This is a genomic window from Thermococcus aciditolerans (assembly GCF_008152015.1).
Lineage (GTDB): Archaea > Methanobacteriota_B > Thermococci > Thermococcales > Thermococcaceae > Thermococcus > Thermococcus celericrescens.
Window position 1 is genome coordinate 960,272 of sequence record NZ_CP041932.1, and the last position, 18,042, is coordinate 978,313.

General features: G+C 56.5%; 22 protein-coding genes. 12 read left to right on the plus strand and 10 right to left on the minus strand.

The window, feature by feature from the left end; genetic code table 11:
- Together FPV09_RS05295 and FPV09_RS05300 are read left to right on the plus strand one after the other, a co-directional pair.
- Entirely contained in the window at positions 1-660 is a 660-nt protein-coding gene (locus FPV09_RS05295) for an energy-coupling factor transporter transmembrane component T family protein (RefSeq protein ID WP_148882639.1), read from the plus strand.
- A complete protein-coding gene (locus FPV09_RS05300; protein WP_148882640.1) occupies positions 657-1,451 on the plus strand; it encodes an energy-coupling factor ABC transporter ATP-binding protein in 795 nt (264 codons plus the stop codon). The genes FPV09_RS05295 and FPV09_RS05300 overlap by 4 nt, the downstream gene beginning before the upstream one ends.
- On the opposite strand, the gene glmM is transcribed toward FPV09_RS05300, so the two are convergent.
- The 10 genes from glmM to FPV09_RS05345 form a co-directional block, all read right to left on the minus strand.
- Positions 1,448-2,818: a phosphoglucosamine mutase gene (gene glmM / locus FPV09_RS05305; RefSeq protein ID WP_148882641.1), complete on the minus strand. Its 1,371-nt coding sequence runs from the start codon at positions 2,816-2,818 to the stop codon at positions 1,448-1,450. The two genes, FPV09_RS05300 and glmM, sit on opposite strands and share 4 nt — an antisense overlap.
- A gap of 10 nt (positions 2,819-2,828) precedes the next feature.
- Positions 2,829-3,233: a hypothetical protein gene (locus FPV09_RS05310; protein WP_148883700.1), complete on the minus strand. Its 405-nt coding sequence runs from the start codon at positions 3,231-3,233 to the stop codon at positions 2,829-2,831.
- Between the two features lie 2 nt (positions 3,234-3,235).
- Entirely contained in the window at positions 3,236-4,639 is a 1,404-nt protein-coding gene (locus FPV09_RS05315) for a mannose-1-phosphate guanylyltransferase/mannose-6-phosphate isomerase (RefSeq protein WP_148882642.1), read from the minus strand.
- 69 nt (positions 4,640-4,708) lie between these two features.
- Positions 4,709-6,070 (minus strand): ADP-specific glucokinase, encoded by a 1,362-nt coding sequence (locus FPV09_RS05320; RefSeq protein WP_148882643.1) that lies wholly within the window; start codon positions 6,068-6,070, stop codon positions 4,709-4,711.
- A 72-nt stretch (positions 6,071-6,142) separates the two neighbouring features.
- A complete protein-coding gene (locus tag FPV09_RS05325; protein WP_148883701.1) occupies positions 6,143-6,712 on the minus strand; it encodes a glucose-6-phosphate isomerase in 570 nt (189 codons plus the stop codon).
- A 66-nt stretch (positions 6,713-6,778) separates the two neighbouring features.
- A complete protein-coding gene (locus FPV09_RS05330) occupies positions 6,779-7,387 on the minus strand; it encodes a zinc metalloprotease (protein WP_148882644.1) in 609 nt (202 codons plus the stop codon).
- 21 nt (positions 7,388-7,408) lie between these two features.
- Positions 7,409-7,588, minus strand: coding sequence for a KH domain-containing protein (locus FPV09_RS05335; protein WP_058939157.1), 180 nt, complete (start codon positions 7,586-7,588; stop codon positions 7,409-7,411).
- Between the two features lie 29 nt (positions 7,589-7,617).
- The gene (locus tag FPV09_RS11990) at positions 7,618-7,791 is read right to left on the minus strand and encodes a hypothetical protein (RefSeq protein WP_168194734.1); all 174 of its coding nucleotides are present in this window, start codon (positions 7,789-7,791) and stop codon (positions 7,618-7,620) included.
- Positions 7,791-8,492, minus strand: coding sequence for a TraB domain-containing protein (locus tag FPV09_RS05340; protein ID WP_148882645.1), 702 nt, complete (start codon positions 8,490-8,492; stop codon positions 7,791-7,793). The genes FPV09_RS11990 and FPV09_RS05340 overlap by 1 nt, the downstream gene beginning before the upstream one ends.
- Positions 8,489-9,433 carry a ribonuclease Z gene (locus FPV09_RS05345; protein WP_148882646.1) on the minus strand — a complete coding sequence of 315 codons (945 nt, stop codon included), beginning with the start codon at positions 9,431-9,433 and terminating at the stop codon, positions 8,489-8,491. The genes FPV09_RS05340 and FPV09_RS05345 overlap by 4 nt, the downstream gene beginning before the upstream one ends.
- A 294-nt stretch (positions 9,434-9,727) precedes the next feature.
- On the opposite strand from FPV09_RS05345, the gene FPV09_RS05350 reads away from it, so the two are divergent.
- The 10 genes from FPV09_RS05350 to hypF all read left to right on the plus strand — a co-directional run bounded on the left by FPV09_RS05350 (position 9,728) and on the right by hypF (position 18,014).
- Complete coding sequence (locus FPV09_RS05350) at positions 9,728-10,687, plus strand: tetratricopeptide repeat protein (protein ID WP_148882647.1); 960 nt, start codon at positions 9,728-9,730, stop codon at positions 10,685-10,687.
- An 83-nt stretch (positions 10,688-10,770) separates the two neighbouring features.
- The gene (locus FPV09_RS05355; protein WP_148882648.1) at positions 10,771-11,142 is read left to right on the plus strand and encodes a NifB/NifX family molybdenum-iron cluster-binding protein; all 372 of its coding nucleotides are present in this window, start codon (positions 10,771-10,773) and stop codon (positions 11,140-11,142) included.
- 44 nt (positions 11,143-11,186) lie between these two features.
- Entirely contained in the window at positions 11,187-12,197 is a 1,011-nt protein-coding gene (gene tdt / locus FPV09_RS05360) for a TDT family transporter (RefSeq protein WP_148882649.1), read from the plus strand.
- A gap of 25 nt (positions 12,198-12,222) precedes the next feature.
- Positions 12,223-12,402: a hypothetical protein gene (locus FPV09_RS05365; protein WP_148882650.1), complete on the plus strand. Its 180-nt coding sequence runs from the start codon at positions 12,223-12,225 to the stop codon at positions 12,400-12,402.
- Between the two features lie 130 nt (positions 12,403-12,532).
- The gene (hypA, locus tag FPV09_RS05370; protein WP_058939142.1) at positions 12,533-12,952 is read left to right on the plus strand and encodes a hydrogenase nickel incorporation protein HypA; all 420 of its coding nucleotides are present in this window, start codon (positions 12,533-12,535) and stop codon (positions 12,950-12,952) included.
- Complete coding sequence (locus FPV09_RS05375; protein WP_148882651.1) at positions 12,949-13,680, plus strand: Mrp/NBP35 family ATP-binding protein; 732 nt, start codon at positions 12,949-12,951, stop codon at positions 13,678-13,680. The genes hypA and FPV09_RS05375 overlap by 4 nt, the downstream gene beginning before the upstream one ends.
- Before the next feature lie 48 nt (positions 13,681-13,728).
- Positions 13,729-14,202 carry a hydrogenase 3 maturation endopeptidase HyCI gene (locus tag FPV09_RS05380; protein WP_148882652.1) on the plus strand — a complete coding sequence of 158 codons (474 nt, stop codon included), beginning with the start codon at positions 13,729-13,731 and terminating at the stop codon, positions 14,200-14,202.
- A 61-nt stretch (positions 14,203-14,263) separates the two neighbouring features.
- The gene (locus tag FPV09_RS05385) at positions 14,264-14,488 is read left to right on the plus strand and encodes a HypC/HybG/HupF family hydrogenase formation chaperone (protein ID WP_148882653.1); all 225 of its coding nucleotides are present in this window, start codon (positions 14,264-14,266) and stop codon (positions 14,486-14,488) included.
- Positions 14,455-15,603: a hydrogenase formation protein HypD gene (gene hypD / locus FPV09_RS05390; protein ID WP_148882654.1), complete on the plus strand. Its 1,149-nt coding sequence runs from the start codon at positions 14,455-14,457 to the stop codon at positions 15,601-15,603. The genes FPV09_RS05385 and hypD overlap by 34 nt, the downstream gene beginning before the upstream one ends.
- Positions 15,604-15,695: 92 nt before the next feature.
- Positions 15,696-18,014 carry a carbamoyltransferase HypF gene (gene hypF, locus FPV09_RS05395; protein WP_148883702.1) on the plus strand — a complete coding sequence of 773 codons (2,319 nt, stop codon included), beginning with the start codon at positions 15,696-15,698 and terminating at the stop codon, positions 18,012-18,014.
- Positions 18,015-18,042: the final 28 nt, after the last annotated feature.

An 18,042-nucleotide genomic window follows, 5' to 3' on the forward strand; every position in this document is an offset into this window, starting at 1 on the left:
GTGTACCTGCCCTTCATTTTCCTTTATGCAATCGGAGTCGTGACGAGAAAGAGCCTAACGGAGTTGGCCTATTTTGGACTCCTTTTCCTGGTGGTCGCCCTCATCATGAGGCCAAAGAGGAGCGTTTTCAAAAAGCTCGGCTTTCTCCTCGGCTTTGAGGGACTTCTGTTCATCATGGCGCTCTTTAACCCGGGAGGGCCGCTCCTGGAGACACCCCTTGGCCCGATAACCCACGAGGGAATATACTCATTCTTCATGCTCCTCGGAAAGGCGTTCCTCTCCGCGGGAACGGCCCTCGTTGTGACTAACTCCGTTGGTTTTTCAAGGATTCTTGCTGAGATGGAAGCGCTGAGATTCCCCCGGATACTCACCCTGACGCTGGCATTCACCTACCGCTACCTTGACCTCTTCACGGACGAGGCAACGAGGATGAAGCGCGCCCTGGACTCAAGGGCGTTTGGCGTGGGGAAGGGGGAGTATTACAGAAAGCTCGGCTCCCTCATCGGTGAGGTGTTCGTCCGGGCATACCTCAGAAACGGGAGAATATACAAAGCCATGCTCGCGAGGGGATTTGGGGAGTTTCCCAGCTTAGAAGAGCCAAAGCCCAATGCGAAGACTACAATGCTAGCCCTGCTCGCTCTGGGGGGACTGCTGGTATGATAGAGCTGAAGGATCTTCACTTCTCCTATTCCGGCAGGGAAGTGCTCAGGGGGATAACCCTCACGATTGAGAGGGGAGAACTGTTTGGCTTCCTCGGACCAAACGGAGCAGGAAAGAGCACCCTCATGCTGCACCTCAACGGCATCCTCAAGCCGAAGAAGGGCAGAGTCATTGTGGACGGCCTTGACCCGGCAAAAAAACCGAAAGAAGTACGGAGAAAGGTCGGGATAGTCTTTCAAGACCCCAACGACCAGCTCTTCTCGCCGACCGTGTTCGAGGACGTTGCCTTCGGCCCCTACAATTTAGGCCTGAGGGGGGAGGAGCTGAGGGAACGCGTTCTGTGGGCGCTTGAGAAGGTCGGAATGCTCGAATACGCAGAGAGGGAAACCCGGGAGCTAAGCTTCGGCGAGAAGAAGAGAATAGCGATAGCCACGGTTCTTGCCATGGAGCCCGAGGTGATAGCCTTCGATGAGCCCTTCGCCAACCTCGACTTTAAAGGCAAAAAGATTATGAGGAGACTGATAACGGAGCTGAGGGCGGAGGGGAAGACAATAATACTGGCCTCCCACGAGGCGGATTACCTGGCCCTGTGCGACAGGATAGCCCTGATGGATGGGGGAAGAATAGTTACCGTCGGAACGCCCGAGGAGATACTCGGAAACCCTGAGCTTCTGAGGGAGCACAACCTAGATGTCCCACCCCTGGCCGAGCTCTTCCTGAGCCTGGGCCTGCCGGTTCCAAGGAGCGCGGAAGAGGGGAGAAAACTGCTGGAAGAGTGGAAACGGGGCTAAGCCCCAATTACCTTCTCCAGAAGCTCAAGTCCCAGGTTGAGGTACTCCTCGGCCTCTTCCTCGCTCTTTGCCTCACTGAAGACCCTGATTATCGGCTCTGTTCCGCTGGCTCTTACAAGAACCCAGCCGTCCGGGAAGAGCACCTTAGTCCCGTCGGTGGTGTCAACGGTGTAGCCTCTGGCCTTGGCAAGCTCGGCGACCTTGGCAACTATCGCCCTCCTGTCGCCATCCACCTTTCTCTTCGTCTTGAACTGGTAGTACTTCGGCAGTTCATCGATCAGCTCACTGAACTTCTTGCCGGATTTTGCGAAAATCTCGACTATTTTGGCGGTGGTCATCGCCCCGTCCCTGCCGAGGACGAAGTCCGGGAAGATAACGCCGCCGTTCTCCTCCCCCCCTATCGTCCCGTTGTGCTCGAGAAGAGCACGGGCGACGATGAGGTCGCCGACTTTGGTTCTCATTACTTCCGCGTCGTTCCTCTCCGCTATATCGTCGAGCAGGTTGGAGGTGGCTATGGTGGTGACGAGCAGTCCACCGCCGTTCTCCCTCAGAACGGCATCGGCAACCAGGGCAAAGGTCTTGTCACCCTGTATGAACCTGCCGTTCTCGTCTATGAACACCGCCCTGTCGGCGTCGCCATCTTGAGCAACTCCAAAGTCGGCACCGAGGGCTTTTACAATCTCCATGAAGCCCTTCAGGTTCTCCTCGTTCGGCTCCGGGTTTCTGGCCGGGAAGTGGCCGTCCGGATGGGCGTTGACGCTGACGACCTTACAACCGAGCTCCCTGAGCAGGTAGGGAAGCGTCAAACTACCCGCGCCGTTGGAAGTATCCACAACCACGAAGGGCTTCCGCTTTTTGATGGCCTCAACGTCAACCCTGCTCTTTATCGCCTCGATGTAGGGTCTGATGACGTCTTCCTTCCTGACATTGCCTATCTCGTCCCACCTAGCCCTGTCGAAGTCTTCTTTAAAGAAAACATCCTCAACTACCGCTTCCCTCTCCTTCTTCAGTCCCATGCCGTTGGGTTCAAGCAGCTTTATGCCGTTGTATTCGGGTGGATTGTGGCTCGCCGTTATCACGGCGCCGCCATCGGCTTTGAAGTGCGCTGTCGCGAACTGTATTGCCGGGGTTGGCGCTATTCCAACGTCTATGACGTCGCAGCCGACGCTCAGGAGACCGCTTATAAGCGCTCCCTTGAGCATTTCCCCACTAACGCGGGTGTCCATGCCGACCACTACGAGGGGCCTCCTTCTGCCCTCGCGCTTGAGCATCGTTCCGAAGGCCATGCCCATCCTGATGGCAAAGTCGGGGGTTATCATCTCGTTCGCTATTCCCCTGACGCCGAAGGTACCGAACAGCCTTCCCATTGCAATCACCTCACATTAGAGCACTGGCAAAGTTGATTATCATCATCACGAAGATGTAGAGACCGTAGACGAATGCTCCCGCCTGAATCAGCGAGACGAGTATCTTCAGCGGCTTCCACTTGCCGGAGAGCAGGGGCACGGGTATGCCTATCAGTATCGCAGCGAATAGGTAAACCACTGCGTTCTTTATGGCGGAGTAGTCCACGGGTATGTCTATCTGCGGGTAGGTTATGGTGACCTCCTGGCCCTGAACGGCAAAGGTTATATCGGCGTTCTGAAGCCCCACGACGATTATGTAGGACATTATGAGCACGAAGAGCAGCGTAGGCAGAAGGCTGAGCGAAAGGGAAGATATGGAGCTGCTGAACCGCTCCCATTCATCCCCGCAGTTCTTGACCTTCTCATCTTCAGCCATTATCACTCCCTCCCAAAGTCGTCCTCAAAACGAACTATATCGTCCTCACCGAGGTACTCCCCAATCTGGGTCTCTATGACCTCAAGGACGACCTTCCCCGGATTCTCAAGGCGGTGCTTAACTCCTGCCGGAATGAATGTGCTCTCCCCCGGCCGGAGGAGGATTTCCCTGTCCCCAACGGTGACCTTAGCGGTCCCCCTAACGACAACCCAGTGCTCGCTCCGGTGGTAGTGCATCTGGAGGGAGAGCTTCTTGCCGGGCAGAACGGTGAGGCGCTTTATCTTGTAGCGTTCGTTCTCCTCGAGGACGGTGTAGCTTCCCCAGGGACGATAGGCGGTCCTGTGGACAAAGACCCTCTCGTCCCCGCGCTCCTTGAGCAGTTTGTAAACCTCCTTGACGCGCTGGCTCTCCCCACGGTGCGCGATGAGAAGGGCGTCGTCCGTGTCTATTATTATGAGATCCTCAACACCGACCGTCGCAGTCAGGCGCTCCGTCATCACGAGGTTGTTCCTGGAGTTCAGGGGAATGTACTCCGACTTCTTGCTGCCAATCTTTACGGCATTTCCGCTCTCGTCCTTCCCCATAACCTCATAGATGGCGTCGAAGCTGCCCAGGTCGTTCCAGTAGACGTTAAGGGGCACCACCGCGGCCTTGTCCGTCTTCTCCATGATTCCGTAGTCTATGCTGATGTCAGGGGCGGCGCGGTAGGCTTCATCCACACTTTCGGCGTTCTCAAAGGCCCCATACACGTCAGGGGCGTGTCGATGGATCTCCTCAATGAAGACCTCAGTATCAAACATGAACATGCCGCTGTTCCAGTAGTAGCCGTTCTCAACGTAGCGCTTGGCAGTTTCGAAGTCCGGCTTCTCCTTGAACTCATCGACGCGGTAGCCGAGGAGCTCGTCACCCTCCCGCAGGGCCTCGCCCGGCTTTATGTAACCGTAGCCGGTGTGAGGCCGGGTCGGCTTTACCCCGAAGGTAACCAGATGACCCCGGGCGAGCCTCTCCGCGTTCCTGAAAGCCCTTTCATAGGCTTCGTTGGCCTCTATCAGGTGGTCGCTTGGGAGAACGGCGACGATTGAATCCCCAAAGGTTTCCTCAACCTGCTTTATGCCCCAGTAGATGGCCGGCAAGGTGTTCTTTCCCTCCGGTTCGAGCAGGATATTCTCCTTCGGAAGCTCCAGGCCGAGCTCCCTGATGTCATCTAAAACCCTGAACTTGTATGCCTTATTGGTCACGACGAATATTTCATCCGGCTTTGAGAACCCAAGATTGAGCACCCTTCCCACGGTTCTCTGGAAGAGAGAACGATCGTCCAGGAACCGAACGAACTGCTTCGGCATCAGCTCCCTGCTCAGCGGCCAGAGGCGCGTTCCCTTGCCCCCCGCAAGAATAAGCGTCTTCATGGTAACCACCCCTGATTTCTGCACAATACTTGGGCCCATTTGTTTTTAACTTTGGCGTAGAAATGAAACCTAACGGAGGGCGAACTCGCCCACAAAGGCCGAACTCGATATGGTGTCGCCGATTCCGACGGTGCTCTTGGGCCTCGTTACTATCTTCGTCGGGGCGAAGGAGAGCTGGTAGCCGTCGATCTCAGCGATGCCGTTCTTCATGCCGTACTCCCCGGTAAGTCTCTCCTCCACCGCTCCAGCCTTCTCGTTCACCGGGACGTCCATGGCCTTGACCACGTCGTCTATCGAGCGGACGTCGCCGAGCTTCGCCTTGGCGGCGGCAGCCAGTGCCGCGAAGAGCAACGCGTCGCGGACGAACTCGCCCTTGTAGTCGGTCAGGGCGAGGTAGTAGCCGTAGGTGTGGAAGTGAATCCTCTTAACGCCGGTTCTCTCGGCGAGCCTTAGCATGGCCTCGGTGACCGCGATTGGGTCCACTGGGTCGTCGGCGAGGAGCTTCTCGGCGAGGCCCTTCTCACCCATGACCTCCATTATCGAGGCGAGCTCGACCTCGTTGAGGCCGACGCTGTGGAAATGGCCCAGGACGTCAATCAGGGCCATTCTGACGGTCTCATCCGCGGTGAAGGCGAACTCAAGGTGAACCGGAACGTCCCTCGCGTTCAGGATTTCGAGGTGGCGCACCATCTCTTCGAAAGGCTCGCTGTAGTTCTCCCTCGTTAGAGTCTGGAGACCGCTGATGATTCCCAGCTCAGCTTTTTTCGCTATCTCCTCAAAGTGTTCGGTGAACTCGGGCCTTATGTAGACGTTCGGGTTGTAGTCATCGGCGGCACCAATGAAGCGGTTCTCGCGAGGCGCCTCAAAGCCGAGAACCCCGAACCCGCGAGGGAACTCGTAGATGTAGTGGATGCAGTTCTCCTCGTCAGCCTGGAACTCCTTTGGATGGACAAGGTTAAGCTTCCCGTTCTCGACCTTGGGGACGTAGATCGGTCCGTCCTTGAAGAGGTCCGCCTGAAGCCTCGAAACCTGGGGAACGTGGGCTATGACCGGAACGTTGTAAACGCCGCCGAGGAGGTTGGCCATTATTCCGACCTGGCCCCCCATCCTGAGCTCGTCCCAGCCCCACTGTTTCATGTAGAACCTGACGGTGCAGCTCTCGACGAAGAGTTCCGCCGCCTTTCCGCGCCTGATGCTCCAGAGAATCCCGCCGAAGAGGTGCCCAAGGGAGGTTATCTTCTCCGGAAGCTCCTCGGAGTACCCCAGAACCTCGTCCTTTCCGGCCCGCTCTATCCGCCGCCCCAGGTCCGTGGAGTCAAGGTACTTTATGGCGTCGATGTTCGTGTTGTACGCGAGGAGAACCCCACCGATTTTCCCAATGTTTTCACGGACTTTATCGAAGGCCGATGAGTAGAGAGCGTCCCAGGACATTGTATCACCGGGAGTGATGTAACTGCTGAAAGTTAATAAGGGTTGCGGTGAGAATAAGAAAAAATCAAAGGTTCACTCCTTCCACTTCGGGCTGTCAACGACCATGACCTCACCGTTCTCCTCGACCACGAGTTTGGAGAAGCCCTTCTCGGCTATGCTGCCGTAGTCGTGGCCCGCATCGGCGGGATAGATCGCCAGGAATATGAACGGCTCGTCGCCGGTATTGACGGTCCTGTGCGCCCAGTAGGGAGGAACGTAAACGACCGTTCCAGGCCCCATCTCTATCCATTCGGCCCTTCCTTCGGGCGTCTGGAGGAGCATTCCGCCCTTCCCCTTGATGCCGTAATATATCTCCGCCCTGTCCGCCTTGGAGTGGTAGTGGCCCTTGGTGAAGAAGAACTCCCTTCCGACCTTACCAGGGTAGAGGACGGTGGTTGCGAAGTTGAGGTCGCCGTCCTTCTCCTCCTGCTCAATCGCGTAAACCTCGTAGACAACCGGGTTCTCCTTGAGAAGCTCTTCGTAAGCTTTTTCATCGACGAAGTATCCCTTCAGGTCGCTGAGCCTTCTGACGAGCTTTTTGGCCCCGGGAATGACGCCGGTTTCGAGGTCAATATCAACACCCAGCGGATTCTTGTACTCCATTGGAACCACCGTGATAGAAGTGAAGGTGGGGCTATTTAACCTTTCCCTTCTGTATCACCGAAAGTGTTACAGCAGTCTGAAGAGGAGGTAGGCGACGCCGATGGAGACCGCCCAGTAGCCGGCGTTCCAGCGGACGACCTTGGAGCCGTCCAGCGGCAGGAACGGGAGCAGGTTGAAGAACGCCAGCCACAGATTGACCGTTGCCGTCGTCTTGATGACCCACCAGACGGGGGTGAACGGAACCGCTGCTCTCAGGGCCACCAGTGCGGCAGCGCCGACGGCTATGTTGGTGACCGGACCAGCGAGGGCTATCCTCCCAAAGGCCTCCCTGGAATCCACCGCGTAGGGAGCGTGGACCTGAACGGCACCGAGGGCGGCGAATATCCAGGTCGTTCCGGTGAGAAGGCGCGTCGCTATGCCCACGAGGAGCGCCATGAGTATGCCAGTGTCCCAGCGTTTGTAATACGCCCTGTAGCCGTAGTGCCGCGCCACCTGTCTGTGGGCGAGCTCGTGGACGATGAAGGCTGTTAGAACGGCGATGAGGGAGTAGGGAATCGCGTAGGGGTCAAAGTTGGAAAACAGCAGAGCGAGGACTAGAAAAGAAATCAGTAAATCCTCGATCTCCCTCCTTCCCATGCTGCCCCTGTGAACGTCCTTCCACGGTTCATAGCCCATCGAAACGCCCCGCGGGGAGGCTCACTTGCCCTTTACTTCAATCTTCTTGCCGATTACAAGCTCAGCGGCTTTAACGGCGGCACCGCCGCTTCCCACCGCTATCCTCACCTGGTCCTCCGGAACGTAAACGACGATCTTGTCCTCAAGCTCCTCGATTTCAAGAATCTTGACGTTGAGCATCTTCTCGAGTCTGTCCTTCATGGCGAATCCCCAAGAATGCTGTGGCGGTTCTAAATATAAAAGTAACGAATCAATTTGTGGAACATCATGACGTAGCCGCAGTTCCTGCAGATGACTATCTTCACCTTGTGGGCAGTGAACCCCCATTTGCTGTCTATCTTCCCCTCCTCAACCTTGAAATCCGTTCCGCCGCAGAGCGGGCAGACCAGATGCCTTCTCTCCATCACATCACCCCCGCGGTCCAGTAGGGTGAGAGGAACCTCCGCTCCTTTGCCCTGTCGAGAAGGTGCTCTATGCCCGGCTTGTGACCGAGGCCAACCACGGCTATAACCCGTGGCCTCTTAACCCCCCGGAGCTTTAGGTTCTCGACTATGGACACGAGGTTCCTCGCCATAACCTCGTTCCTCTCCTCGACCAGAACGCGGTAGAGGTAGGGATAGCGGCGCTTGAACTGCACCATCATAACCCTGTACTCCGCCATTGGGTCGGAGGGCTCGCCAAGCCTAACGGGCAGGAATATTCCCAGGGCTTCCAGGGCCATGAGAAGCTTCTCCCTCCCCGGGGCGGCGGCTATCTTGGAGAGTATGACGTTTATGTCCTCGTCTATGAGGTAGAGGGGGATACCAAGGGTTTGAGCGGCGCTTATAGCTGCTTTCATCTCCTCGCCGGGCTTCATCCCGAACTCCTCTCCCAGTCTCTCCTCGACCTTCGCGAGTGCGTAGTTTATCAGCCCCTTCCTGCCGAAGCGGAGGGCTTCCTCGAGGGTCATGCGTCTGTTCTCATTCATGGCCAGGAAGCGCGCCCTGTCGAGTTCTATCGCAACGGCATGGGGCCTCTCACCGAGTATCGTCCTGACGACCTCCTCCCTGCTCTTCGGCGAAACGTGCATCGTGCCTATGAGCTTGACGTAGCGAAGATAGCTCATCCTCTCTCCTCCAGAAGGTTTCTCACGCTGAATTTGCCCGATTTAAACGTCAAAAGGTCGAAGTCCCGCGGAACCACGAAGTCAACCCCGAACTCGCGGCATATTCGCGAGGCCTCGCTCAGGTATTCGTCGTAGGTGTATCGGAAGGCCCTGTGGAAGAGGGCAAGGAGCTTAACCTTGGCCCTCCTGGCCGTCTCGCAGGCCTCCTCAACCGTCGAGTGATAGCTATCGCCCCTGTGGGCGGGATTCAGATAGGTTGCCTCGTGGATGAGCAGGTCTGCCCTCTCAGCGAAGAGCCTGACCCTTTCAGCGGGCTCGGTGTCGCCGGTGTAGACGACCTTGAGGCCCTTTCTCCTTGGCCCGGTGACGTCCTCGAGGCGGATTATCCGGCCGTTCCACTCGATTTGACCCTCCCGCTCGAGCTTTCCAAGTATCGGCCCCTCGCTCAGCCCGTATTCGGCGAGCTTCTCCGGGAGAAACTTTCCGCGCCTGTCCTTCTCCCTGAAGACGTAACCCAGGGCGGGAACGCCGTGCTCGACCTTGAAGCTCCAGATTTCGTAGTCCCCGAACTTCAGCCTCGTCTCGCCAAGCTCGTGGACGTGTATATCGAAACCCGGCCTGAAGAAGCCGCTCTGGAGAAAGTGCTGGACGAACTCGAATGTGTACTTGGGGCCGTAAATGTGGAGGGGTTTTTCCCTGTCCCAGAGGTTCATCGTCTGTATCAAGGCGGCCAGGCCAAGGTAGTGGTCGCCGTGGAAGTGGGTGATGAAGATCTTCTCCACCTTCATCGGGCTGAGTTTAGCGGTGTTCATCTGCCTCATCGTGCCCTCTCCGACGTCGAAGAGTATAACCTCGCCCTTGTAGCGGAGCGCTATGGCCGGAACGTTTCTCTCTCTGGTGGGCATTATGCCACCGGTGCCAAGGAAAATCACTTCAAGCATGTTATCACCTCCGAGGAGAAGTTTAAAAAGCTCCCGGGGCCTTCACCATCGGAGGCTTTCTGAAAATTTTTCTAGTATTCGCCAACAATGTAAGTTTATGAATGGGAACGAAATCCACACTGGATTACGAGAAGTGGGACAAAATGACCGCCTGCGGCGTTAACTGTGATGAGAATGCCGAGATAATCCAGCGACGGAAGCACAGATAGATATACATCTGTTAGTCCTCCCCATTTAATTTTGACCAAAGCGTTAAATACTTCCGGACGGCTAATTATTCTGAGGTGTTCTGAGATGGAGGAGATTCTGAAGGCAATCGAGGAAAAGGACTGCAAAAAGGTCGCAGACCTTCTGTACCACAGGGTTGACGAGATGGGCGACGAGGAGCTTAAAGAGGTTCTCGAGAAGGCCGAAAAGCTCGCCCTGGAGTGTAGAGACTTTGAACTTTACAAGCTCACCGTTTACTACTTCAGCGAGCTTCTGGGGATTGACAAGCTGAGCGAGTTTGAGAAGCTGGTCGAAGAGGAAGACACCTTTGAGATTAAGTTCGAGCTGGCGGATCTGTACTACCTCATCGGGGAGCTTGAGAAGAGCTTCGATCTCCACCGCTCCCTCCTGGAAGAGGAAACCGCAAGGGGCAACAAAGAGAACGTGGCAAAGGTGTATTACAGCATGGCCCTTATCCACGAGGAGCTTCAGGAGTACGAAAAGGCTATTGAGTTAATGGAGAAAGCAAAGGACATCTACAAAGAGCTCGGAAAAGAGGAGGAGATTCTCAAAATAGACATACACAGGGCCTACGTGGTATTCGAGGCGGGTGAGACCTACGAGGCAAAGGCCATGCTTGCAGGACTGCTCCCGCTGGCGGAGGACAAAAAAGACCTTCTCGTGGAGATACACCTGAGCTTCGAGGAAATATTCGAGGAGGACGAGAACTACGAGGCCGCTTTGCAGGAGTGTCTCTACGCCCTCGTCAACGCCAGGGGCTCGGACTATGAGGACGTGGCCTTCGGATCACTGATGGATATCCTCTGGCAGCTGATGCTCGAAGACGATTTCGAGACGGTTTACCTTCACATGGACATGTTCGCCAGGGCGCTCCCGGAGCTGAGCGACTTCTTTGAGGCGGTGAAGGCCATAGCACTTTACAAGGACGGCAAAATAGAGGGAGAAGAGGCGAGCAAAGCCCTGGAAAAGGTCAAGGACCAGCGCCTGCTCGACCTTCTGGAGTTCCTCGGCGAGGCGGAGCTCTGATTTCCCTTTTATCTTCTCCCGGAACCAGTGTGCATATGCACAAGCTTTATATGTGAAGGTTTTTTCATAATAGTGGTGATCCCATGAGAATCGCGGTTCCCCTGAAGGATGGGAGAGGGCTGGAGAGCGAGGTCTGCGAACACTTCGGCCGGGCGAAATATTTCGCGTTCGTTGAGGTTGATGATGGCACCATCAAGGGCGCTGAAGTCGTCGAGGTTCCCTTCGAAGAGCACGGCCCTGGAGACATTCCAAACTTCGTGAAGGAGCACGGCGGCGAGGTCGTTTTGGCCTACGGCATGGGCAGGAAGGCCATGACATACTTCGAGAGCCTTGGGATAACCGTCGTTACCGGGGCCTACGGAAGGGTTAAAGACGTCGTTGAGGCCTTCATACACCAGGTTCTTGAGGTCGACCCCCACTGGAGGGAGAGGATAGAGGCGACGAAACACAAGTGAAAAAGTTTTTAAATGAAATTTTTTTCATTTAATCTGGTGGTCTCATGGGAATCAAAGACTTCGCGCCGAGCTGGTTCGCGAGCGCTATGGGAACCGGCGCCCTGGCCCTCGTGAGCAAGGCCTACTCGGGGAAACTCCCGCTCCTCGGAAACCTCGCAGAGCTCCTGATTTACCTCAATACGGTTTTGTTCTTCGCCCTGCTGGTGCCCTGGGTTCTGAGGTGGCTCAAATATAGAGAAGATGCCCTCAGAGACCTCCACCATCCAGTCCTCGGCAACTTCTACGGCACCATCGCGATAGCCATGCTGATTCTCTCCGCTGATTACCTCCTGGTTCTCAAGAACACCACACTCGGGTGGGCATTCTGGCTGGCCGGCGTCCCGCTGACGATATTCTTCGCGTTCCTCATCCCGTACCTCTTCTTCACCTGCAAGGGGATAGACACCAAGGCCATAACCCCAGCGTGGTTCATCCCGCCCGTGGGCCTGATAGTCATCCCGATAAGCGGCGCCAAGCTGATGACGCTGGCGAGCGGAACGGCGAGGGAAATTATTGCCTTCATCAACGTCTTCGCCTGGGGCTCCGGCTTCTTCCTCTACCTGGCCCTGTTCGCGCTGGTGATGCTTCGCTTCATCCGGCACGAGCCAATGCCCTGCGGAATAGCCCCCTCAATATGGATAAACCTCGGACCCATCGGAGCGGGGACGAGCACGCTCTACGCCCTGGTCAAAGCGAGTGATTTCATATCCGTCAAGGAGCCTTTCCTGGCCTTCGGCCTGCTCTTCTGGGGCTTCGGCGTATGGTGGCTCGTCATGGCGATCCTGATGACGCTCCACTACGTCAGGAAGCTCAACCTCCCCTACAGCCTCGCCTGGTGGGCATTCATATTCCCGCTGGGGGCCTACGTCAGCGCGACCTTCAACGTGGGGACGACCTTCGGGATAAACGCCATCACCGACTTCGGATTCGCCTTCTACTGGCTCCTCTTGGCGGTATGGCTGGTCACGGGGGTAAAAACGGTGAAATATTTTGTCATTGGTAGGGACAAAGCATAAAGCCAGATGAACTGAACACTCCACTATGGAAAGGAAGATCAAAGTTGTCCTCTTGCTCTCATTCCTCTCCCTGTTCTTCGCCGAGGTGCTCAGCGGTTCCACGCCACCGCTTGAAGTCCTCACAAATCTCCTCTCGTTTCCGTTCCTGTGGGTCTACTACGGTGCAGGGGTCCTCCTCGCCCGCGAGGCCGGGTTCGGGGGATAACGGTAGCCTGGTATTGCCACCTTCGCGGTTCTCGCGTGGAAGCTGGTAAAAATGGGGAACAATAAACCCAAGGTTTGAAACCCGTCCATTTTTAAGCGTCGGGGGCTAAAATTTAAACGGAGGGATCGAGATGCACGAGTGGGCACTCGCCGATGGGATAGTTAGAACAGCCCTGGATTACGCACAAAACGAAGGCGCGTCTAAGCTCCTCGCCGTTCAGGTCGTTCTCGGCGAACTTCAGGACGTCAACGCCGAGATAGTCGAGTTCGCGATGAAGGAGCTCCTCAAGGGGACCATTGGAGAAGGGGCAGAGATAGAGTTCGTAGAGGAGGAGGCCGTTTTTAAATGCAGGGACTGCGGCCATGAGTGGAAGCTTAAAGAAGTCAAAGGAAACTTCGACGAGCGCATAAAGGAGGACATACACTTTATTCCTGAGGTTGTGCACGCCTTCCTCGCCTGTCCGAAGTGCGGCAGCAGGGACTTTGAGGTGGTCAAGGGTAGGGGAGTTTACATAAGCGGCATAAAGATCGAGAAGGAGGGGGAGGCATGATAAGCATAGACCCGCGCGTCAAGGGCATAGAGGGCAGGCTTGAGAAGGTGAAGCGCATAATTCCCGTCGTCAGCGGGAAGGGCGGAGTTGGCAAGTCGCTCGTCTCCACCACGCTGGCCCTTGTCCTGGCAGAAAAGGGTTACAAGGTCGGCCTCCTCGACCTAGACTTCCACGGCGCGAGCGACCACGTTATCCTCGGCTTCGAGCCAAAGGAGTTCCCGGAGGAGGAGTACGGGGTAATCCCTCCGACGGTTCACGGGATAAAGTTCATGAGCATCGTCTACTACTCCGAGGACAAGCCGACGCCCATGAGGGGTATGGAGGTCAGCGACGCCCTCATAGAACTCCTCACAATAACCCGCTGGGACGAGCTGGACTACCTCATCATAGACATGCCGCCCGGCCTTGGAGACCAGTTCCTCGACGTCATGCGCTTCCTCAAGAAGGGTGAATTCATCGTGGTGGCAACACCGTCAAAGCTGGCCATTAACGTCGTCAGAAAGCTCATCGAGGTTCTGAGGGAGAGGGAATACAAAATCCTCGGAATCGTCGAGAACCTTAAGCTGGACGAGGAGAAGGACATAGAGGAGCTGGCAAAGAGGTTTGACGTGCCCTACCTAACCGGCATACCGCTGTACAGGGACCTGGAAGACAAGATAGGGAAGCCCGATGAGCTCCTGAGGACGGCCTTCGCGGAGAGGATACGGGAGGTCGCGGAGAGGATTTAGCGAAGGGTTTTTCTTTTCTTCATCCTAAATCCCGTTAAAGGTGAAACTATGGAATTCCCCAAACTCCTCAGAGGGGCTAAACGGGTCGTCGTCTGCGGAATAGGGAACGAGGTTAGGGGGGACGATGCCTTCGGCGTCATCGTTGCCGAGAAGCTGAAGGAACTGGTGAATAACCCAAACGTTCTCATCCTCAACTGCGGTGAGGTTCCGGAGAGCTACACGGGAAAGATAACAAAATTCGAGCCGGATCTGGTGGTCTTCGTGGATGCGGTTGACTTCGGCGGGGAGCACGGAGAGGTCATAATCGCCGACCCGGAGGGGACTCTCGGAGAGGCGGTCTCGACCCACAGCCTGCCGCTCAAGATTCTGGTGGGCTACCTGAAGACGCGCCTCAACGCGGAGTTCGTCCTCATCGGCTGCCAGCCGGCCGTTCTGGGCCTCTTCCAGGAGCCGAGCGAGATTATAATCGAACGGGCGAAAACACTCGCAGAATCGCTGGCCGGGGCCCTCGGGAGCGGTTGAAAACCAGAGGTTTAAAAAACCCCTAAAAAGGCGGCCACGAACTAATCACAGGTGAGAGAAAATGTGCTTGGCGATCCCAGGAAGGATCATCAAAGTTGACGGTAAGACCGCAGTTGTTGATTTCGGCGGCGTCAAGAGGGAAGTCCGCCTCGACCTGCTTCCGGAGGTCGGGGTTGGGGACTACGTCATAGTTCACACCGGCTTCGCAATAGAGAGGCTCGATGAGGAGAGGGCGCTGGAGATACTCGAGGCATGGGCAGAGGTAGAGAGGGCGCTGGAGGGGTGAACGTGACCGACGTCCTGAACGCCTTCAAGGACAGGGAGCTGGCCCAGAAGGTCGTGAGGAAGATCCGCGAGGAGGCGAAGGGCCTCGATGAGCTCCGCTTCATGCACGTCTGCGGAACGCACGAGGATACCGTAACCCGCTCCGGGATACGCTCCCTCCTGCCGGAGAACGTCAAGATAGTCAGCGGGCCGGGCTGTCCTGTCTGTATAACCCCCGTTGAGGACATCGTCAAGATGCGCGAGATCATGAAGGAGGCCTACGAGGAGGGAGACAGGATAATCCTGACCACCTTTGGCGACATGTACAAAATCCCCACTCCCCTCGGGAGCTTCGCGGATTTGAGGGGCGAGGGCTACGACGTGAGGGTGGTCTATTCCATATTCGACACCTACAAGATAGCCAAGGAAAACCCGGAAAGAACCGTTGTCCACTTCAGTCCCGGCTTTGAGACGACAACGGCTCCCGCCGCTGGAATGCTGAACGCCGTCGTTGAAGAAGGCCTCGAGAACTTCAAGATATACTCCGTCCACCGCTTGACTCCCCCTGCCGTTGAGGCCCTCGTGAAGGCCGGAACGCGCTTCCACGGGCTCATAGACCCTGGTCACGTCTCAACGATAATAGGTGTTAAGGGCTGGGAGTACATAACGACCGACTACGGCATACCGCAGGTCATAGCGGGCTTCGAGCCCGTGGACATGCTGATGGCTATTCTGCTCCTCATACGGATGGTTAAGAACGGCGAGGTCAAGATACTCAACGAGTACACGAGGGTTGTCAAGTACGAGGGCAACGTAACGGCTCAGAGGCTCATCGAGAAGTTCTTCGACGTCACCGACGCCAAGTGGCGCGCCCTCGGAACCATACCCGAAAGCGGACTTGAGCTTAGGAAGGAGTGGAAGGAGCTGGAGATAAGGACGTACTACGACCCGGAGGTTCCCGAGCTCCCGGACCTCGAAAAGGGCTGCATCTGCGGCGCCATCCTTCGCGGTCTGGCGCTGCCCCCGCAGTGCCCACACTTCGGCAAGACCTGCACGCCGAGGAGTCCAATAGGGCCATGCATGGTCTCCTACGAAGGAACCTGCAGCATCTTCTACAAATACGGAGCTTTGTTCTAACACCAAAGGTTGAAAACTCCTCTCCGGTTTTTAACTTTTGGTTTTAGAAACCTATAAAGGCCCGGATTACCAAGAAGAAACCGGTGAGAGGAATGAAGGCCTACCGACTTCACGTTCAGGGCATCGTTCAGGCCGTCGGATTTCGGCCCTTCGTCTACAGAATCGCCCACGAAAACAACCTGCGGGGCTACGTCAAGAACCTCGGCGATGCTGGGGTTGAGATAGTCGTCGAGGGCAGGGAGGAGGATATAGCGGCTTTTCTGCGAGACCTCAGGGAGAAGCTTCCCCCACTCGCGCGGATAGAGATGATAAAGAAGAAAGAGCTCTCTCCCCAGGGCTTTGACCGCTTTTACATCGAGAAGAGCTCCCAGGGCGGGGAAGGCGGGGATTCGATAATCCCGCCCGACATAGCTATATGCGACGACTGTCTGAGGGAGCTTTTTGACCCGACGGACAAGCGCTACATGTACCCATTCATCGTCTGCACCAACTGCGGGCCCAGGTTTACAATCATCGAAGACCTCCCCTACGATAGAATCAACACCACGATGAGAGAGTTCCCAATGTGCGACTACTGCGAGAGCGAGTACAAAGACCCGCTCAACAGGCGCTACCATGCGGAACCGGTCTGCTGTCCGGTCTGCGGGCCGAGCTACCGGCTCTACACGAACGATGGAGAGGAAATCATCGGCGACCCGCTGAAGAGGGCAGCCGAGCTCATAGACAAGGGATACATCGTCGCCATCAAGGGAATAGGTGGAATACACCTCGCCTGCGACGCAACCAACGAGGAGGCAGTCGCGGAGCTGAGGCGGAGAACCCACAGGCCGCAGAAGCCATTCGCGATAATGGCGAAGGACGTCGAGACCGTCGAGGAGTTCGCCTTCCTCTCGCCGGAGGAACTCGAGGAGCTGACTTCCTACAGGAGGCCGATAATAACCCTCCGCAAGAAGGAACCCTTCCCCCTCCCCGAGAACCTCGCGCCGGGACTCCACACCATAGGCGTCATGCTGCCCTACGCGGGAACGCATTACATACTCTTCCACTGGAGCAGGAGTAAGGTTTACGTCATGACCTCTGCGAACTACCCGGGAATGCCGATGGTCAAGGACAACGATCGGGCCTTCGAGGAGCTGAGGGATGTCGCTGACTACTTCCTCCTCCACAACAGGAAGATACTCAACAGGACCGACGACAGCGTCATCAGGTTCGTCAACGGGAGGAGGGCAGTGATAAGGCGCTCCCGCGGCTTCGTGCCGCTGCCCATAGAGATACCCTTCAACTACCGCGGCTTGGCCGTCGGGGCGGAGCTTCTCAACGCCTTTGGCGTCGCCAAAAACGGGAAAGTTTACCCCAGCCAGTACATCGGGAACACCTCGAAGGTCGAAGTCCTCGAGTTCATGGGGGAGGCTATAGAGCACTTCAAGAGAATTCTCCGCGTGAACGAGTTCGACCTCATCGTTGCAGACCTACACCCAAGCTACAACACCACGAAGCTCGCCATGGAGATGGCCAACGAGCTAAACGTGGAGTTCCTCCAGGTGCAGCACCACTACGCACACATAGCGAGCGTCATGGCCGAGCGGAAGCTGGACGAGATAATAGGCATAGCCGTTGACGGCGTCGGCTACGGAACCGACGGCCACACCTGGGGCGGCGAGGTGGTATACCTGAGCTACGAGGACGTCGAGAGGCTGGCCCACATAGACTACTACCCACTCCCAGGCGGAGATCTGGCCAGCTACTACCCGTTGAGGGCCTTGATGGGCATCCTGAGCAAGGTTTACAGCATAGATGAGCTCGAGGGGATAATAGAGAGGTGCTGTCCGAAGGCCATAGAAAGCCTCCGCTACGGGAAGGTGGAGTTCAACGTCGTGCTGACCCAGCTGGCGAAGGAGGTCAACACGAGCTACGCGTCCTCAACCGGCAGGGTTCTCGATGCCCTCTCGGTTCTCCTCAACGTGGCGTACAGAAGGCACTACGAGGGCGAGCCGGCAATGAAGCTGGAGAGCTTTGCGATGCGCGGGAAGAACGACCTGAAGTTCGAAGTTCCAGTTGACGGCGAGCTGATAAGGGTGGAGGAGCTCTTCGCCCGGGCACTTGACGTCATGGACACCGCCAGTCCGGCGGACATAGCTTACTCGGTTCACCTCGCTCTCGGAAGGGCCTTCGCGGAAACTGCCATAGAGAGGGCGAGGGAGTTCGGAGTCAAGAACGTTGGAATAAGCGGTGGCGTCGCCTTCAACGAGCTCATAGTCAAGACCGTCAGGAAGATCGTCGAAGCCGCTGGCCTGAAGTTCCACACGACCCACGAGGTTCCGCGCGGCGACAACGGAATAAACGTCGGCCAGGCCTTCCTCGGCGGCCTGTACCTCGAGGGATACCTCACGAAGGAGGACCTGATGCTGTGAGGAAAAGTTAAATTCAGGTTTGCTGCAC

What these genes read in the sequence shown, in the direction of transcription:
- FPV09_RS05300 (WP_148882640.1), top strand. Translation starts at nt 657, where the DNA reads ATGATAGAGCTGAAGGATCTTCACTTCTCCTATTCCGGCAGGGAAGTG.
- glmM (WP_148882641.1), bottom strand. Translation starts at nt 2,818, where the DNA reads ATGGGAAGGCTGTTCGGTACCTTCGGCGTCAGGGGAATAGCGAACGAG.
- FPV09_RS05310 (WP_148883700.1), bottom strand. Translation starts at nt 3,233, where the DNA reads ATGGCTGAAGATGAGAAGGTCAAGAACTGCGGGGATGAATGGGAGCGG.
- FPV09_RS05315 (WP_148882642.1), bottom strand. Translation starts at nt 4,639, where the DNA reads ATGAAGACGCTTATTCTTGCGGGGGGCAAGGGAACGCGCCTCTGGCCG.
- FPV09_RS05320 (WP_148882643.1), bottom strand. Translation starts at nt 6,070, where the DNA reads ATGTCCTGGGACGCTCTCTACTCATCGGCCTTCGATAAAGTCCGTGAA.
- FPV09_RS05325 (WP_148883701.1), bottom strand. Translation starts at nt 6,712, where the DNA reads ATGGAGTACAAGAATCCGCTGGGTGTTGATATTGACCTCGAAACCGGC.
- FPV09_RS05330 (WP_148882644.1), bottom strand. Translation starts at nt 7,387, where the DNA reads ATGGGCTATGAACCGTGGAAGGACGTTCACAGGGGCAGCATGGGAAGG.
- FPV09_RS05335 (WP_058939157.1), bottom strand. Translation starts at nt 7,588, where the DNA reads ATGAAGGACAGACTCGAGAAGATGCTCAACGTCAAGATTCTTGAAATC.
- FPV09_RS11990 (WP_168194734.1), bottom strand. Translation starts at nt 7,791, where the DNA reads ATGGAGAGAAGGCATCTGGTCTGCCCGCTCTGCGGCGGAACGGATTTC.
- FPV09_RS05340 (WP_148882645.1), bottom strand. Translation starts at nt 8,492, where the DNA reads ATGAGCTATCTTCGCTACGTCAAGCTCATAGGCACGATGCACGTTTCG.
- FPV09_RS05345 (WP_148882646.1), bottom strand. Translation starts at nt 9,433, where the DNA reads ATGCTTGAAGTGATTTTCCTTGGCACCGGTGGCATAATGCCCACCAGA.
- FPV09_RS05350 (WP_148882647.1), top strand. Translation starts at nt 9,728, where the DNA reads ATGGAGGAGATTCTGAAGGCAATCGAGGAAAAGGACTGCAAAAAGGTC.
- FPV09_RS05355 (WP_148882648.1), top strand. Translation starts at nt 10,771, where the DNA reads ATGAGAATCGCGGTTCCCCTGAAGGATGGGAGAGGGCTGGAGAGCGAG.
- tdt (WP_148882649.1), top strand. Translation starts at nt 11,187, where the DNA reads ATGGGAATCAAAGACTTCGCGCCGAGCTGGTTCGCGAGCGCTATGGGA.
- FPV09_RS05365 (WP_148882650.1), top strand. Translation starts at nt 12,223, where the DNA reads ATGGAAAGGAAGATCAAAGTTGTCCTCTTGCTCTCATTCCTCTCCCTG.
- hypA (WP_058939142.1), top strand. Translation starts at nt 12,533, where the DNA reads ATGCACGAGTGGGCACTCGCCGATGGGATAGTTAGAACAGCCCTGGAT.
- FPV09_RS05375 (WP_148882651.1), top strand. Translation starts at nt 12,949, where the DNA reads ATGATAAGCATAGACCCGCGCGTCAAGGGCATAGAGGGCAGGCTTGAG.
- FPV09_RS05380 (WP_148882652.1), top strand. Translation starts at nt 13,729, where the DNA reads ATGGAATTCCCCAAACTCCTCAGAGGGGCTAAACGGGTCGTCGTCTGC.
- FPV09_RS05385 (WP_148882653.1), top strand. Translation starts at nt 14,264, where the DNA reads ATGTGCTTGGCGATCCCAGGAAGGATCATCAAAGTTGACGGTAAGACC.
- hypD (WP_148882654.1), top strand. Translation starts at nt 14,455, where the DNA reads ATGGGCAGAGGTAGAGAGGGCGCTGGAGGGGTGAACGTGACCGACGTC.
- hypF (WP_148883702.1), top strand. Translation starts at nt 15,696, where the DNA reads ATGAAGGCCTACCGACTTCACGTTCAGGGCATCGTTCAGGCCGTCGGA.